12 protein-coding genes are annotated in these 14,140 nt (G+C 66.5%); 2 read left to right on the top strand and 10 right to left on the bottom strand.

Annotated elements, in window-relative coordinates; translation table 11 throughout:
* Positions 1-16: 16 nt before the first annotated feature.
* Positions 17-1,060: a 4-hydroxyphenylpyruvate dioxygenase gene (gene hppD, locus LNV28_RS05740; RefSeq protein ID WP_263516059.1), complete on the bottom strand. Its 1,044-nt coding sequence runs from the start codon at positions 1,058-1,060 to the stop codon at positions 17-19.
* Positions 1,061-1,188: 128 nt separating this feature from the next.
* Between hppD and LNV28_RS05735 the strand changes: the two genes are divergently transcribed.
* Complete coding sequence (locus LNV28_RS05735) at positions 1,189-2,076, top strand: LysR family transcriptional regulator (RefSeq protein WP_263516060.1); 888 nt, start codon at positions 1,189-1,191, stop codon at positions 2,074-2,076.
* A 343-nt stretch (positions 2,077-2,419) separates the two neighbouring features.
* On the opposite strand, the gene LNV28_RS05730 is transcribed toward LNV28_RS05735, so the two are convergent.
* The 4 genes from LNV28_RS05730 to recQ form a co-directional block, all read right to left on the bottom strand.
* The gene (locus LNV28_RS05730; protein WP_263516061.1) at positions 2,420-2,995 is read right to left on the bottom strand and encodes a hypothetical protein; all 576 of its coding nucleotides are present in this window, start codon (positions 2,993-2,995) and stop codon (positions 2,420-2,422) included.
* A 183-nt stretch (positions 2,996-3,178) separates the two neighbouring features.
* Positions 3,179-5,296, bottom strand: coding sequence for a M13 family metallopeptidase (locus LNV28_RS05725; RefSeq protein WP_263516062.1), 2,118 nt, complete (start codon positions 5,294-5,296; stop codon positions 3,179-3,181).
* A gap of 77 nt (positions 5,297-5,373) precedes the next feature.
* Entirely contained in the window at positions 5,374-6,468 is a 1,095-nt protein-coding gene (locus LNV28_RS05720) for an extracellular solute-binding protein (RefSeq protein ID WP_263516063.1), read from the bottom strand.
* Positions 6,469-6,519: 51 nt separating this feature from the next.
* Positions 6,520-8,391, bottom strand: a complete 1,872-nt coding sequence (recQ, locus tag LNV28_RS05715) for a DNA helicase RecQ (RefSeq protein WP_263516064.1) — start codon at positions 8,389-8,391, stop codon at positions 6,520-6,522.
* A gap of 29 nt (positions 8,392-8,420) precedes the next feature.
* Here recQ and LNV28_RS05710 point away from each other — a divergent pair, with 29 nt between their 5' ends.
* Positions 8,421-8,921 carry a cupin domain-containing protein gene (locus LNV28_RS05710; RefSeq protein WP_263516065.1) on the top strand — a complete coding sequence of 167 codons (501 nt, stop codon included), beginning with the start codon at positions 8,421-8,423 and terminating at the stop codon, positions 8,919-8,921.
* A 36-nt stretch (positions 8,922-8,957) separates the two neighbouring features.
* Here LNV28_RS05710 and dgt read toward each other — a convergent pair whose 3' ends face one another.
* From dgt to LNV28_RS05685, 5 genes are all read right to left on the bottom strand, one after another.
* On the bottom strand, positions 8,958-10,319 hold the full coding sequence (gene dgt, locus LNV28_RS05705; protein ID WP_263516066.1) for a dGTP triphosphohydrolase: 1,362 nt from the start codon (positions 10,317-10,319) through the stop codon (positions 8,958-8,960).
* Between the two features lie 159 nt (positions 10,320-10,478).
* Positions 10,479-11,351 carry a head GIN domain-containing protein gene (locus LNV28_RS05700; RefSeq protein ID WP_263516067.1) on the bottom strand — a complete coding sequence of 291 codons (873 nt, stop codon included), beginning with the start codon at positions 11,349-11,351 and terminating at the stop codon, positions 10,479-10,481.
* On the bottom strand, positions 11,348-12,127 hold the full coding sequence (locus LNV28_RS05695; protein ID WP_263516068.1) for a LytR/AlgR family response regulator transcription factor: 780 nt from the start codon (positions 12,125-12,127) through the stop codon (positions 11,348-11,350). The genes LNV28_RS05700 and LNV28_RS05695 overlap by 4 nt, the downstream gene beginning before the upstream one ends.
* Positions 12,128-12,132: 5 nt before the next feature.
* On the bottom strand, positions 12,133-13,308 hold the full coding sequence (locus LNV28_RS05690; protein ID WP_263516069.1) for a sensor histidine kinase: 1,176 nt from the start codon (positions 13,306-13,308) through the stop codon (positions 12,133-12,135).
* A gap of 104 nt (positions 13,309-13,412) precedes the next feature.
* The gene (locus tag LNV28_RS05685) at positions 13,413-14,129 is read right to left on the bottom strand and encodes a transglutaminase-like domain-containing protein (protein WP_263516070.1); all 717 of its coding nucleotides are present in this window, start codon (positions 14,127-14,129) and stop codon (positions 13,413-13,415) included.
* Positions 14,130-14,140: the final 11 nt, after the last annotated feature.

The raw sequence follows: 14,140 nt of genomic DNA, 5'->3' as shown, positions 1-14,140 counted from the left end.
TAGAAAGATCCCTGCCTCAGATGACGCCGCGGCGTTCTTGGTCTTTTTCCAGCGATCTGAACAAGGCACCAAAGTTGCCTTCGCCGAACCCGAGGTTGTTGCTGCGCTGGATGATCTCGATGAAGATCGGGCCGATGATGTTCTTGGTGAAGATCTGCAGCAGATAGCCTTGCTCGTCGCCATCGACCAGCACCTGGTGCTGCTGGATGCGGGCATGGTCTTCACGCACACCTTGAACGCGGTCGAAGACCTCGGCGTAGTAATCGGCGTCGATCTCCAGGGTCTCGATGCCGCTGCCTTGCAGCTGGTCCAGCGAGCCGAGGATGTCGTTCGTCAGGAAGGCCAGATGCTGAACGCCCGGGCCCTTGTACTCGCGCAGGTATTCGGCGATCTGGTCCTTGTCGTCCTTGGGCTGGTTGATGGGGATGCAGAAGCTGCCATCGGGCGAGCGCAGGGCGAAGCTGGTCAGGCCGGTCTTGGCGCCCTGGATGTCGAAGTAGCGCACTTCCGTGAAGCCGAAGATGCCTTTGTAGAAGGCGGCCCACTTGTCCTGCTCGCCCGGGGGCACGTTGTTGGTCAGGTGGTCCACGGTCAGGAAGCCCTTGTCCGGTTGGATCACCGGGGCATCGAGTGCCACGAAGTCACGTTCGTAGATGCTGGCGCCGGCCGGGTGGGCCTCAATGAAGTAGATGATGGATTCGCCGATGCCCCAGACGGCTGGGTAGGCATGGTCTTTCATGGCAGCGGGCACGGCCACGGCGCCGCGGGACACGGCGGCGGCCAGGGCAGCCGCAGCGTTCTCGACGCGCCAGCCCATGGCGCTGATCGAGGGCCCGTGGCGGCGCGCGAACTGGGCCGAGTGGCCCGCGCGTTCGCCGTTGAGCAGGAAGTGGATGTCGTTCTGGCGGTAGTAGCTGATGGCCTTGCTCGGGTGGCGGCGCAGCTTGGAGAAACCAAAAGACAGGAAGAGCGCGTCCAGTTGCTCCAGAGTCGGGCCGCAGAATTCGGTGAATTCGATGCCGGTCAGGCCGACGGGGTTGCTGGGGCTGATGATGCTCATGACGCGGGTCTCCAGGTGTTGGTGTTGGCTTGTGGCTTCGCCCCTCGTGGCGATGGAGCGCATTCTTCGCTCGCCGCTGCTTCAAAGAAAGCGAATTTCTTCGTCGTTCTTGATCAATAATTTCGAACATGAAATTGGATCTCGAAGCCCTGTCAGCACTGGACGCGGTGGTGCGCCACGGCAGCTTTGCGCGCGCCGCTGAAGCGCTGCACAAGGTCACATCGGCGGTCAGCTACCAGGTCAAAAAGCTCGAAGAACAGCTGAACCTGACCTTGGTGGACCGCAGTGCCTACCGTGTGCGCCTGACCGCTGAGGGCGAGGCCGTGCTGGCCGAAGGCCGGCGCCTGCTGCGCCAGGCCTACCAGGTCGAGGCCCTGGCCCAGCAACTGGCCTCGGGCTGGGAGGCGCGCCTGCTGGTGGTGGTGGACGGCATCCTGCCCTTGGCCAACACCTTGCGGGCGCTCAAGCAACTGGTTGACGAAGGCGTGCCGACCCGGGTGCAGCTGAAGATCGAGTTTCTGGGGGGCGTGCAGCACCGCTTCGAAAAGGAGCAGGCCGATCTGATGTTGGTCAAGGAGTACCAGCCCTCGGCTTTGCTGCAAGCCCAGGCGAAGGCCGAGGTGGAGTGCGTGCTCTGCGTGGCGCCTGAGCATGCGCTGGCGCAGCTGGCCGCGGAAGCCGGGCGGCCCTTGCGACTGGAGGAGTTGCAAGACCATGTTGAGCTCAGCGTGCAGGACAGCAGCGACCAGGGCAGCGATCGCCAGATGTTTGGCGGCGAGCGGGTGTTCTATCTGTCTGGCTTTGTTGCCAAGCGCCAGGCCTTGCTGATGGGCATGGGCTTTGGCTGGATGCCTCGCTACCTGGTCGACGAGCCCTTGGCCGCTGGCCAGCTGGTCGAGCTGCCCTACCAGGGCGGCTCTCGATTTCGCTTCACCCCCTGGCTGGTCCAGCGCCTCGACCGCCCACCCGGCCGCGCTGGCCAGCGTCTGATCGAGCTGCTCAGCCGGGCTGCTTGATTGGCGCGTTAGCCCATGGCGACTGGAAGCGGCACAGAACCGTCGTTCGCTGAGAAATTTCAGCACGCAGAGTTCGCAGAGGACCGCAGAGGACGCTGAGAACACAATCCTCGCTCTTCTTCTCTCTCTGCGACCTCTGCGGTCCTCTGCGAACTCTGCGTTCGTATTCAAATCTCAGCGAACGACGGTTCTGTGCCGCGACCTGCCACTCGCGCCGACCAAAAAAAGAGGCGCAAGCCGCCTGAAGCTGCTTGCGCCTTGTAAAACCGGGCAGGTAAGGAGTCGGGCCGGAGCCCGGCCCGCCCGGGCCAGGGAAACCTGGGTTGGAGTTCTGTGAAGCGGATCAGGACTTGGCCGGGGTGGCTTCGGTCTTGGCCGCAGCTGGGGTGGCGCTGGGTGTGGTCACCGCAGCAGCTGCCTCAGTGGCAGGCTTCTTGGGCGTGGCTGGGCCGGCACCGTCGGTCTTGTTCACCGGGCTGGTCGTGGCCGCCATCGGGGCGGCGGTTGCGGCGGGCGTGGCGGCAGCGGTGGTGGCCGGCTTGGCCGCGGGGGCTGCAGTCACAGCCGGTGTTGCCGGGGCGGCAGGCGCGGCAGCGGTGGTCACCGGAGCTGCAGCAGCTGCGGTCTGGCTGGTCTTTGCGGCAGCCTTGTGAGCATGGGCCTTCTTGTGTTCTGCCTTGTGTTCAGCTTTGTGCTCCACTTTTGCAGCGCTTGTGTGCTGCTCTGTTTTTGCGTTAGCCTCCTTGGTGGCAGGTGCCGCGGTCGTTGCGGTGGCAGCCGGTGCGGTGGTGGTGGCTGCGGTGGCCGTGGGTTTGGCGCTGACCGGCTTGGTGGCTTCGGCGGCCATGGCGCTACCCAAGGACAGAGCCAGCAGCGCGGGGATCAGAGCGGTCTTCAGAGCGTTGGACTTGGTGTTCATCAGGATTTCTCCAAGGGTTGCGAAAGGTACCTGCACAACGACGCCCGATGAGTCGTCGTTGACCCTGTTTCCTCGCCCTTGCAAAGCGTTACACGTGTCACAAGTCGGTACTTCGATCGCTTGGTGCAAATAAAAAGGGGCGCGAAACGCGCCCCTTGTGGGTGTTGGCCGCCGCGGCGGTGATCACCAAATCTTGCAGCGCTTGCTCTCTTCCTTGACCATCTTCTGGCCCGGTTTGCATGCGAAAGCCTGGGCAAACTCCGGCATGTTCACAGCCACGCCGTTGATGCGGTAGCGGCCCGGCGAATGCGGGTTGGTCAGGGCTTGCACGCGCAGCGCTTCGGGGCGTGCGGTGTTGCAGTCCCACTGGCCGAAGCCGATGAAGAAACGCTGCTCGGGCGTCAGACCGTCGATGGGCGCGAGCTTCTGCGTGGCGGTCTGCTCGCGCCAGGCGGCCAGGGCCAGCACCATGCCGCCGAGGTCGGCCAGGTCCTCGCCCAGGGTCAGGCGGCTGTTGATCTTGATGTCATCGACGATGGTGTACTGCGCGTACTGCTCGACCACGCAGGCAGCGCGCTTCTCAAACGCGCGGCCGTCCTTCTTGGCCCACCAGTCCTTGAGATTGCCCTTGGCATCGAACTGGCGGCCTTCGTCGTCGAAGCCGTGGATCAGCTCATGGCCGATGGTGCCGCCGGTGTTGCCGTAGCTGGGCGCGTCGTCGAGCTTGGTGTCAAACAGCGGTGGCTGCAGCACGCCGGCGGGGAAGTTGATGTCGTTCATCTGCGGGTTGTAATAGGCATTCACCGTCTGCGGCGTCATGCCCCACTCACCGCGGTCCAGCGGCTTGCCGATCTTGTTCAGCTGGCGCCGCGCTTCGAAGGCATTGCCGCGCTGCACATTGCCCAGGAAGTCATCGCGCTTGATCTCCAGCGCGCTGTAGTCGCGCCAGACATCGGGGTAGCCGATTTTGTTGACGATGCTGTGCAGCTTTTCGATCGCGCGGGTCTTGGTGGCCGGGCTCATCCACTCGAGCGCTTGCACACGCTGGGCCATGGCGCGCTCGATCTGCTCGGTCATCTGCTGGGTCTTGGCCTTCAGCTCGGGGCTGAAATTGCGTGCCACGAACTCCTGGCCCAGGGCTTCGCCGATCTGGTTGTCCACCAGCTCGACACAGCGCTTCCAGCGTGCCTTGAGCTGGGGCACGCCGTTGAGCGTCTGACCAAAGAATTCGAAGTTGGCCTGCACCAGGGCCTGGTTCAGATGTGGTGCCTGGCTGCTCAGGGTCTGCCAGCGCAGGTAGGTCTTGATGTCGTCCAGGCTGCTCTTCTTGAGCAGGCCGGCCAGGGCCTTGAAGAAGGCCGGCTCGGTGACGTTGAAGACCCGGGTGGAGGCCGGCACGCCCAGGGCCTGCTGGTAGGACGCCCAGTCGAAGCCAGGGGTCAGGGCTTGCAGGCCGCGGGCGTCGAACTTGTGGAAGGTCTTGTAGGGGTCACGCTTGTCCACGCGGCTCAGGGTGGCGCGGGCCAGGGTGGTTTCCAGGGCCAGCACGCGGGCGGCGGCCGCCTGTGCCTGGCTCGCGCTGCTGCCACCAAGCTCGAACATGCGGGCGATGTGGGCGCTGAACGCTTTCCGCATCTTGAGCGACTTCGCATCGCTCTTGAGGTAGTAGTCGCGGTCCGGCAGGCTGATGCCACCGGCCATGGCGAAAGCGATCAGCTGGCTGGAGTCGGCCAGGTCCTGGCTCGATGTGAAGGCAAAGAACAGGCGCTCGTTGTTGCTGGCCAGCTGCAGAGCGGCCAACAGGGCCGGCAGCTCTTGCTTGTTGCTCAGGCCGTCGATGCGGCTCAGCAAGGGCTGCAAGGCTTGCAGGCCACGGCGCTCGGCCGCGCCTTCGTCCATGCAGGCGGCGTAGTAGTCGGCCATCTGAGCCTGGCTGGCGTTCAGCTGCGCGGCCGGGCTGCTTGCCAGACGCTCCAGGATGCCCCAAAGATAACGCTGGTTCTCATCGGCCATCTTGGCATAGACCGACCAACGCGATTGGTCGGCCGGCACCGGGTTCTTCTCCATCCAGCCGCCGCAGACGTACTGGTAAAAGTCTTCGCAGGGGTCGACGCTGCGGTCCATGGCCTGCAGGTCCAGGCTGGGTGTGTAGGGCAGGCTGGCCAGGGGCTGTTCCTTGGCTGCGCTGTTGCCATCACTGGTCTGGGCTTGGGCCATCAGACTCAGCGTCCCCAGGCTCAGGGCGCCCAACAGGGCTTTGAAGGGCGCACTGCGGCGCATGGGCTTGGAGATCTTGGGCATGGGGGGCGGCATCGTTGGCGACCGTCGTGGGTCGAAGCCTCGGATTCTCCGCCAAGCGCGACGCGCGCCGACGCAGTTCAGCGCACGGTTTGCTTGAGCACTTCGTCTTGCCAGGTCTCGCGCAGCTTCTTCATCTCCCAGGCCCAGACGAAGGGGCGCAGGGCGCGAGCCTTGCTGTACTGGGCCGGGTCCAGCAGCCTTTGGCGCAGCTCGGGCGGCAGGTCCAGGTGAGCGAGGCGAATCGGCCGGGCATAGCCGCGCGCCAGCTGCAGCTGGCCGGCGTCGCTGAAGATGTACTCGCGTGCCAGCTGCGCGGCATTGGGGTGCGGTGCGTGGCGGTTGATGAGGGTGGTGTAGCCGCTGGTGACCGAGCCGTCGGTGGGAATCAGCACTTCGTAGTCGGCGGGCTGCGTCAGGCGGCTGCGATGGCCCAGGGCGACGAAATCCCAGAGCAGGAAGACATCGGCCTTGCCGCGCTGCAAGTCGGCCACCGTGGCATTGCTGTGAATCAGCCGGCCCTGTCGGGCCAGCTTGGCAAAGGCCTCCAGCGCCGGCTGCAGGCGCACTTCATCGCCGCCCAGTGCGATGGCGGCCGCCAACACATTGGCGCTGGCCTGGGCCGAGCTGCCGACGCCGCCGACTTGCACCGTGTAGGGGCCATCAAACAGCTCCTGCCAGCTGCGCGGCACACGCCCGCCGTGCCGCTTTTTGTTGACGGCAAAGGCAATCGTGCCGGTGTAGGCCAGGGCCCAGTAGCCATCTTCGTCGCGCGCCCAGGCGGGGATCTGCTCCCAATGCTTGGGCTTGTGCGGCCGGCTGATGCCCCGCCCGCGCGCCACAGCCCCATATTCGAAGCCGACATCGCCCAGGTCCACGGTGCCGCGGCTGCCGTCGCGTGCCATGCGCTCGATCTCTTCGGCGCTGTTCATGTTCTCGTCGCTGTGCTCAATGCCGTAAAGCCGCTTCAGGTCGGCCCAGATGCCGGCCCAGTTGGCCCAGCTGTCAGGCATGCCCAAGGTGTGGAGCCGGCCCTCGGCACGGGCCGCGGCTTCCAGCTGGCGCTCGACGTTCAGTGCCGGCAGGCCGGGTGCGAGCGGCGCGGACGCCGCCAGCTGCGCCAGCACCTGCCCGGTAGGCAGGCTCAGGGCGCTGAGCAGTAGGCGGCGTTTCATACGCCGATTGTTACAGTTTGTGCCCGCGTGACCCAGGGCACAGCGCACGGATCAGCCGAGAACGCGCAAGATCTCTTCGCCGTACGCTTCCAGCTTCTTCGCCCCCACCCCGCTGATGCCGACCAGTTCGTCCAGGCTTTGCGGGTTCTGTCGGGCCATCTCGGCCAGGGTGACGTTCTGGAAGATCACATAGGCGGGCAGGCCGTGCTCCTTGGCCACCTCGGCGCGCCAGGCCTTGAGCAGTTCGAAGCGCGCCAGGGCATCGTCGTCGAGCTCGATCGGCGCGCTGCTCTTGCCACTGCCAGCACCGGGCTTGGTTCCGCGCGTCAGCCGGCCGCGCTTGGGCGCTGCCGTGGGCACGCGCAGCAGCAGCTGCACCTCGCCCTTGAGCACGGCGCGGGCGCTGTCGGCCAGGGCCAAGGTCATGTACTCGCCTTCGGTGAAGACATGGCCCAAGGCGATCAGCTGGCGCAGCACGGCGCGCCACTGGGTTTCCGGCAGGTCGGCGCCAATACCCCAGGTGGACAGACTTTGGTGGCCGTACTGCGTGACCTTGTCGGTGACCTTGCCGCGCAGTACATCGATCAGGTGGCCGGCACCGAAGCGCTGGCCGCCGTTCTGGTGAAAGCGGTAGATGCAGCTGAGCAGCTTGCGGGCGGAATCGGTGCCGTCCCAGGTGGCGGGCGGCACGAGGCAGTTGTCGCAGTTGCCGCAGGCTGTACTTAACTCACCGAAATAAGCGAGCAGCCGCACGCGCCGGCAGTCGGTCGCCTCAGCCAGAGCCAGCAAGGCATCGAGCTTGCCGCGCTGACCTTTCTTGAACTCCTCGCCGGCCGGGCTCTCGTCGATCATGCGGCGCTGGTTCACCACATCGGCCAGGCCGTAGGTCATCCAGGCATCGGCCGCCGCGCCGTCGCGGCCGGCGCGGCCGGTCTCCTGGTAGTAGCTCTCGATGTTCTTGGGCAGGTCCAGGTGGGCGACGAAGCGCACATCGGGTTTGTCTATGCCCATGCCGAAGGCGATGGTGGCCACCATGACGATGCTGTCTTCGCGCAAAAAGCGGTCCTGGTGGCGCTGGCGCACGGCCGCGTCCAGACCGGCGTGGTAGGGCAAGGCCTTGATGCCGGCGCTGACCAGCCAGTCGGCCGTTTCGTCCACCTTTTTGCGGCTCTGGCAGTAGACGACGCCGGCGTCCTCGTGGTGCTCGTCCTGGATGAAGCGCAGCAGCTGATCGCGCGGCTTGCTGTCCTTCTCGACGATGGTGTAGCGGATGTTGGGTCGGTCGAAGCTGCTGATGAAGACGCGCGCTTCTTCCAGGCGCAGGCGCTCGATGATGTCGGCGCGGGTCAGATCGTCGGCGGTGGCCGTCAGCGCGATGCGCGGCACCTCGGGGTAGCGCTCGTGCAGCAGACTGAGCGCCAGGTACTCGCTGCGGAAATCATGGCCCCACTGGCTGACGCAATGCGCCTCGTCGATGGCGAACAGGCTCAGCAGGCCGCGCTCCTGCAGGGAATCGAGCTGGGCCAGAAAGCGCGGGTTGGTGATGCGCTCGGGCGCGGCGTAGAGCATGACCAGGCGGCCACTCATCATCTCGCGCTCGACATGGGCGGCCTGCTCGCCGCTCAAGCTGCTGTTCAAAAAGGCGGCGTGCACGCCGGCTTCTTCCAGCGCGCCGACCTGGTCGTGCATCAGGGCGATCAAGGGGCTGACGACCACCGTCACGCCTTGCTGGCTGCGGTGGCGGGCGATGGCGGGGATCTGGTAGCAGAGGCTTTTGCCACCGCCGGTGGGCATCAGCACCAGGGCGTCGCCGCCGGCCACCACATGGCCCACGATGTCGGCCTGCGCGCCACGGAAGGCGCTGTAGCCGAACACCTCTTGCAGGATCTGGGTGGGGGCGGGAAGATGGTCAGCACGGGTCATGAGCCCGCCATTGTCGAGGAGAACCCGGAATGTCGAACAACGCGCAGGACAAGGCCGCCGATTTGCGCAGCAAACTGATCCGCAATTTTCTGGAAGTGCCGCGCGAGCGCTATCTGCGCGCGCCGCGCTACGACAGCCTGGTCGGGGCTGTGTCCGAGGGCACGCTGGCGCGCAAACTCGGCTGTGGCGTGGACACCGTGGCGCCCGGCCAGCAGAGCTGCCCCTACCACTTTCACCACACGCAAGAGGAGATGTTCATCGTCCTCGAGGGTCAGGGTACCTTGCGGGTGGCCGATGAACTGCTGCCCATCAAGGCCGGCGATGTCATCTTCATTCCTTGCGGGCCCGAATACCCGCACCACATCCTCAACACCTCGGACGCCGAGCTCAAGTACCTGAGCATCAGCACCCAGGACCGGCCCGAAGTCTGCGAATACCCCGACTCGGGCAAGATCGCTGTGTTCTCAAAAGGCCCGGCCTTCATCCACCGGCGCGAGCACGGCCTCGATTACTGGGACGGCGAGCCTTGAGGGCAGGCCCGACCCGAGCGGGACGGGTGCAGCAACTCAGCCGACACCATTCACCAGTTTGTCGTGCAAACGGGTGGCGTGGGCGTCGGACAGCCCGGCCAGCTGGTCCGCAATGACCCTCATTTTTGCGGTCTCGCTCTCTGCCCCCGCATAGGCCGCCAGGGCTTCGTCGCGCAACAAGCGCTTGGGTGTGGTGACGCAGGCCTCGAAGAGCTCGCGCAAGACGATTTGGCCGCGGTGCTCTTGCATCTGGACCTGGGCACGGTCGTAGAGGCGGCGCTGCACCAAGGCTTGCAAGCCACCCAGAAAGACCTGAGCCTGAGGCAGCAACTGCACTTGCCAAGCGAGCAAGGCCTCCTCGTGGCCGGGCAGGGGCTCCACTTCGGCAGACACCACCAGGGCGTTCACCAGCGTGCCGATGGCGCGCTTGCGTGCCGGTGTTGAGCTGCCGAACAAGGCCTGGCCGATGCCGTCGATATCGCCCAGGTCCACTGCCTCGGCCCAGCCGCGATCGAGTTCGATCGCCTCCCAGTCCTCTCGCGCAATCTCGCCAAGGGTCAGGCCATCCTCGAATTCATGCACGCCCTGTGCAATCCCCGCGGCCAGCTGCACCAGGCTGGCATCCAGGCTGCCAGGGCCGGCGTGGCCATGCTGCTGGGCCGTCGCCAAGCGCCGGGGCATGAGCAGGCGATCGGCTTCCGGGCCTTCCAGGGGCATGAGGACCCAATCCACCAGATCCTGGTCTTCGTCGTAAAAGCCCTGGGGCGGTGACCAGTGTTCGCGCAACGGCACCATGCCGGGCCCGGGCTGCTGTCGCGGGCGGGGCGACAGCAGCCGCGACCAGGGGCAGGGCCGGTCCAGCATGCCGAGCAAAAGGCGGCGCGAGGGGTCGAGGCCGAAGCCTTCGGCATAGGGCTCCTGGCGTGCCAGCAGGCGGATGCTCTGCGCGCGGGTCTCGAAGCCGCCGTGCTCGTGCATCAGGCAGTTGAGCATGATCTCCCCGCCGCGCCCGAAGGGGGCCGCGCCCAGCTCGCGTGCAAAAGCAATGGACTCCAGCAAATTCGGGTCCGGCAGCAAGGCCACCCAGGGCTCCGAGCGGGAGTGCAAGCCCTCCAAGGCGCGCAACAAACCTCGCGCCAATTGCGCGGTCTCCAGCGCATGGGTCAGTCGCGAGCGCATGACTTCGCCCTCGTCGAGACTGGGCCAACTGAGCTTGCCCTGCAGGCGCCGGAAGGAGCTGCAATGCAGCACACGGGCACGGTCTCGGGCGAAGGGGTTGCGGTAGCTGCCTCGGGCCCGTTGAAGCTCCGAGCCGGAGCGCCGAACCAGCCATTGCATGCTGCCGCGCAGTTGGCTGAGCTGCTCACTCAGTGTGGAGGTTTCGGGCGTGGAGCTCATGGCATCTCCTTCCGCCCGGCCATCGGTCCGCCAGCGACTGCGGCGGCAAGCGGTGCCGGGTGCTCGTCTGCACACGATAGGCTTGCACGCTCAGCTTTGCACAGTGCCCTCCAGGGCGGCGCCGTGGACTTTGACCGGTTTCCGGCAGGGCCGCGGCTGTCAGCGCCTCGCAAGCTCCTCCAGCGGCGCGCGGGCTTCACTGCTGCCGCCGCCATTGCTGGGTGCCGCGCGGGCGTTGCTGGCCTTGTCGCCGCGGGCGTTGATGCGCGAGATGCCGGAGGACTGGCGTTGCACCTCGGGCCGGCCCCAGTAGTCGACCTGGCCAAAGCCCGAAACCGAGATCGCCAGCTGTTCGGTGGCCCAGACCTCGGCCTCACCGATGCCGCTGATGCTGAGGGCCGCGCGATTGGCCTGCAAGCTCTCGGCCTGCAGGCGGCCCTTGCCGGAGATGCGCAGCGACAGCTCGTTCACCTGGCCGCTGATGCGGCCGGTGCCGGCACCGGAGATGCCGAAGTTCAAGCGCTCGGCGCTGAGCTCGTCGAAGCGTGCCGAGCCAGCGCCCGAGATGCTGACCGTCAGCTGGACGCAGCGGAAGGCACCTGGCGCATGCAGATCGCCAGCGCCCGACAGGATCACTTGATTGAGCCGGCGCAGGGTGACGTCGATCTGCGGCCTTTGGTTGCGCCACATCTTCCAGCCGTCGACCGAGCGGATCTGCAACTTGTCGCCGCTGTAGTCGAGCTCGATCTGTTTCTGGGCCTCGGCGTCGCCGACCACAAAGACCTGGTCGCGCTCGCCCTGGATCAGTCGCACATTGGCGGTGCCTGACAGCTCCAGGCGCTCAAACGGGCGACTGACGTAGAGCTTGCCCTCGACCGCCGGCGCTGCCGGTGGCGCCGCAGCAGCTGGGGCTGCGGGTGCCGCCGGGGCCGCAGGAGGCGCCGCTGCGGCGGGCGCGCCGCCGGGCTGAGCGGCCACCAACTCGCTCATCAGACAGGCCAGCAGGCCGGTGGACAGCAGCTTCCAGCTCATATCGATTGCTCCCTCAGTTTCTTGGACACATCGCGGTTGGCCGTGAAGCGGCTGCCGTCCTGCATCTGCACGATCAGTTGCGAGTTTTCATCGGGCGTCATCGACACCACGAAGTCGAGATTGACGATGCAGCTGCGCTGCAGCTTGATGAAGCGGCTCGGGTCCAGGCGCTGCTCGAAGGCGGTGATCGGCAGGTTGACCAGGTACTGGCGGCCACCGCTGGCCACGGCTGTGTACTTGATGTCCGAACGCAGATATTCGACGGTGTCCACTTGGATTGGGAAGATCTTGCCCTGGTCGCGCACCAGCAGCCGGGTCATGGGCGAGCTGTCGGGCTTGGCCGCGGCCTCCAGGGCCTGGGTGCTGCCGCCCGTCTCAGCGGCGGTGCCGCGCTGAAGCGCATGGCCGACGGCCTCGTTGAAGCGCTCTTGCGAGAAGGGCTTGAGCAGGTAGTCGGCCGCGTGCAGCTCAAAGGCGGTGATGGCGTGCTCGTTGTAGGCGGTGGTGAAGATGACGCGCGGTGCCGGGCCGCCGGCGCCGTCCTCGGCCAGGGCGCGCAAGACCTGCAGGCCGCTCAGCCCCGGCATATTGATGTCCATGAAGACCAGCTCGGGCCGCAGGCTGCGGATCTGCTCCAGCGCGCTCAGGCCGTCGGCGCAGCTGGCGAGCAGCTCCAGCTGCGGCAGCTGCGCGACCCAGTCGGCCAGGGCTTCGCTGGCCAGGGGTTCGTCCTCGGCGATCAGGGTGCGTATGCGGGGTGTGGCGGTGGTGTTCATGGGGTTCATGCAGTGAGGGCCTGTGGAATCCACAGGTCGACGCGGAAACCTGCGCCGGGTGCGGTGTGGATGTGCATGCGGGCGCGGCCGTCGAAGTCCAGCGCAAAGCGGCGGCGCAGGGCGCCCAGGCCGATGCCGCCACCGCGGTGGCCGCCGCCGACATGGGCGGCGTCGCTGGGCGAGGCCACTGCGTCCTGTGCGTTCAGCCGGGCCGGGTCGCAGCCAGCGCCGTCGTCTTTGACGGTCAGGGCCAGGCCTTGCGTCAAGGCATCGCGGCGCGCGCTGATGCTGATGCAGCCGCCCTTCACGCTGGGCGAGATGCCGTGGATGATGGAGTTCTCCACCAGGGGTTGCAGGGTCAGCGGCGGGATCTCGTCCTGCAGAGTCTGCGGGTCCAGCGCCCATTCAACGCTGAGGCGCTGCCCCAGGCGCAGGGACTCCAGGGCCAGGTAGTCGCGCACAAAGCCCAGCTCTTCCTCCAGGGTCACGCGGTCGGCCACACCGCGCTTGCTGTCCAGCACATAGCGCAGCATGTCGGAGAAGCGCAGCAAGGCGGTTTCGGCAGCCTTGGCGTCTTTGCGGGTCAGGGCGATCAGGGAATTCAGGGTGTTGAAGAGGAAATGCGGGTTCAGCTTGCCGCTGATGGCGGCCAGTTCGGCGCGGGCCAGCGCGCTCTCGGCCTGGGCCGCGGCCACCGCATTGCGGCGGGCGCGCCGGGCATTCAGCACGGCCGCAAAACCGGTGGACACCGGCACGTAGACGAACACCCCGGTGATGGCGCGCCAGAGCGCCGTCTGCATCAGCGTCGCCTCGGCATGCTCAGGGCCAAAGAGCAGGCTGGCGAGCACGAAATCACTGGCCAGCCAGACCGTGCTGAACAGCAGGGCGGCGGCGGCGTGCAGGGCGGCCAGGCTGAACAGGCCGAAGTCGCGCTCATGCAGCCAGCGCACCCAGGGGTAGACCAGCACGCCCATCAGCATCGGTGCCCAGAGCGTCAGCGTGGCCTCGTAGACGGCGGACCAGAGCTGCCACACGCCCTGCTGGCCGCGTTGGTAATCGAGCCCGGCCACCACATAGAGCAGCCAGGTCAGCAGGCAGGCACCGCCATAGGCCAGCCAGAAACGCCGGCGGCTGCCGGTGTTCCAGCTCTGGCTCGGGTTCAGGGGCGTGCTGCTGTCCATGTCGGCATCTTAGGCAAAGCCTGCGCCGCGCCTGGCGCCGGCCTGACTAAGTGCGGGATGCAGGGCGCGAACTGCGGCCGCCCGGGGTCTGGGCTCGCGCGGCCTCAGCCCGGGAACTGCCGGATCGCGCGCACCCGGCGGTTCATGGCGTGGCGGATGGCGTGCACGAACAGCCAGCGCTTGAGGCCGCTGAGGTTGCTGCCGTGCCGGGCATAAAAGTCATCGGGCGTGTCGAAACGGCCGAAGTCGTGCTTGATGCCGTCCTTCTGGATGTAGGTGCTGCGGCCACACCATTCCACCCCGGGCGCCTGCAGATTCGGCGTGGCGGCGCCGTAGCCGCAGAAGGCCCGGGCTTGCGGGAAACGGCGCTGCAGGGCGCTCAGGTAGGCGGCATCGAGGATGAAGCCTTCCAGCTCCAGCCAGCGTCCGTCCAGCCAGACCTCGACCCAGCTGTGCACGATGCTGCGCGGCGCCAGCCAGTAAGCCAGGCCGGTGATGGCGCCCTTCTGCAAGTGCTTGTCGATGGTGAAACCGTGGAAGCGGCAGGCGATGCCGCTGGCCCGCAGCAGGGCCATCAGCAGGCTGCCCTTGGTGTTGCACTGGCCCAGTCCGTCGGCCAGCACCTGGGAGGCCGGGATCTCGTCGCCGCTGTTGTAGCCGAAGGCGATGTCCTTGCGCACGAAGTCATAGATGGCGCCGATGCGCTCGGCCTCCGGCAAGAGCGACCAGCCGCGCTCGCTCAGCAAGGCTTGGATGCGTGGATGTTCATAGTCCAGGATGGGGCTGCTTTGCAGCAGGGCGGGCTGGAGTGTGTCGGGCATCTCGGGCTCCT

Source organism: Paucibacter sp. DJ2R-2, assembly GCF_025717675.1.
GTDB lineage: Bacteria > Pseudomonadota > Gammaproteobacteria > Burkholderiales > Burkholderiaceae_C > Paucibacter_A.
This window is presented reverse-complemented; position numbering and strand designations above follow the sequence as displayed.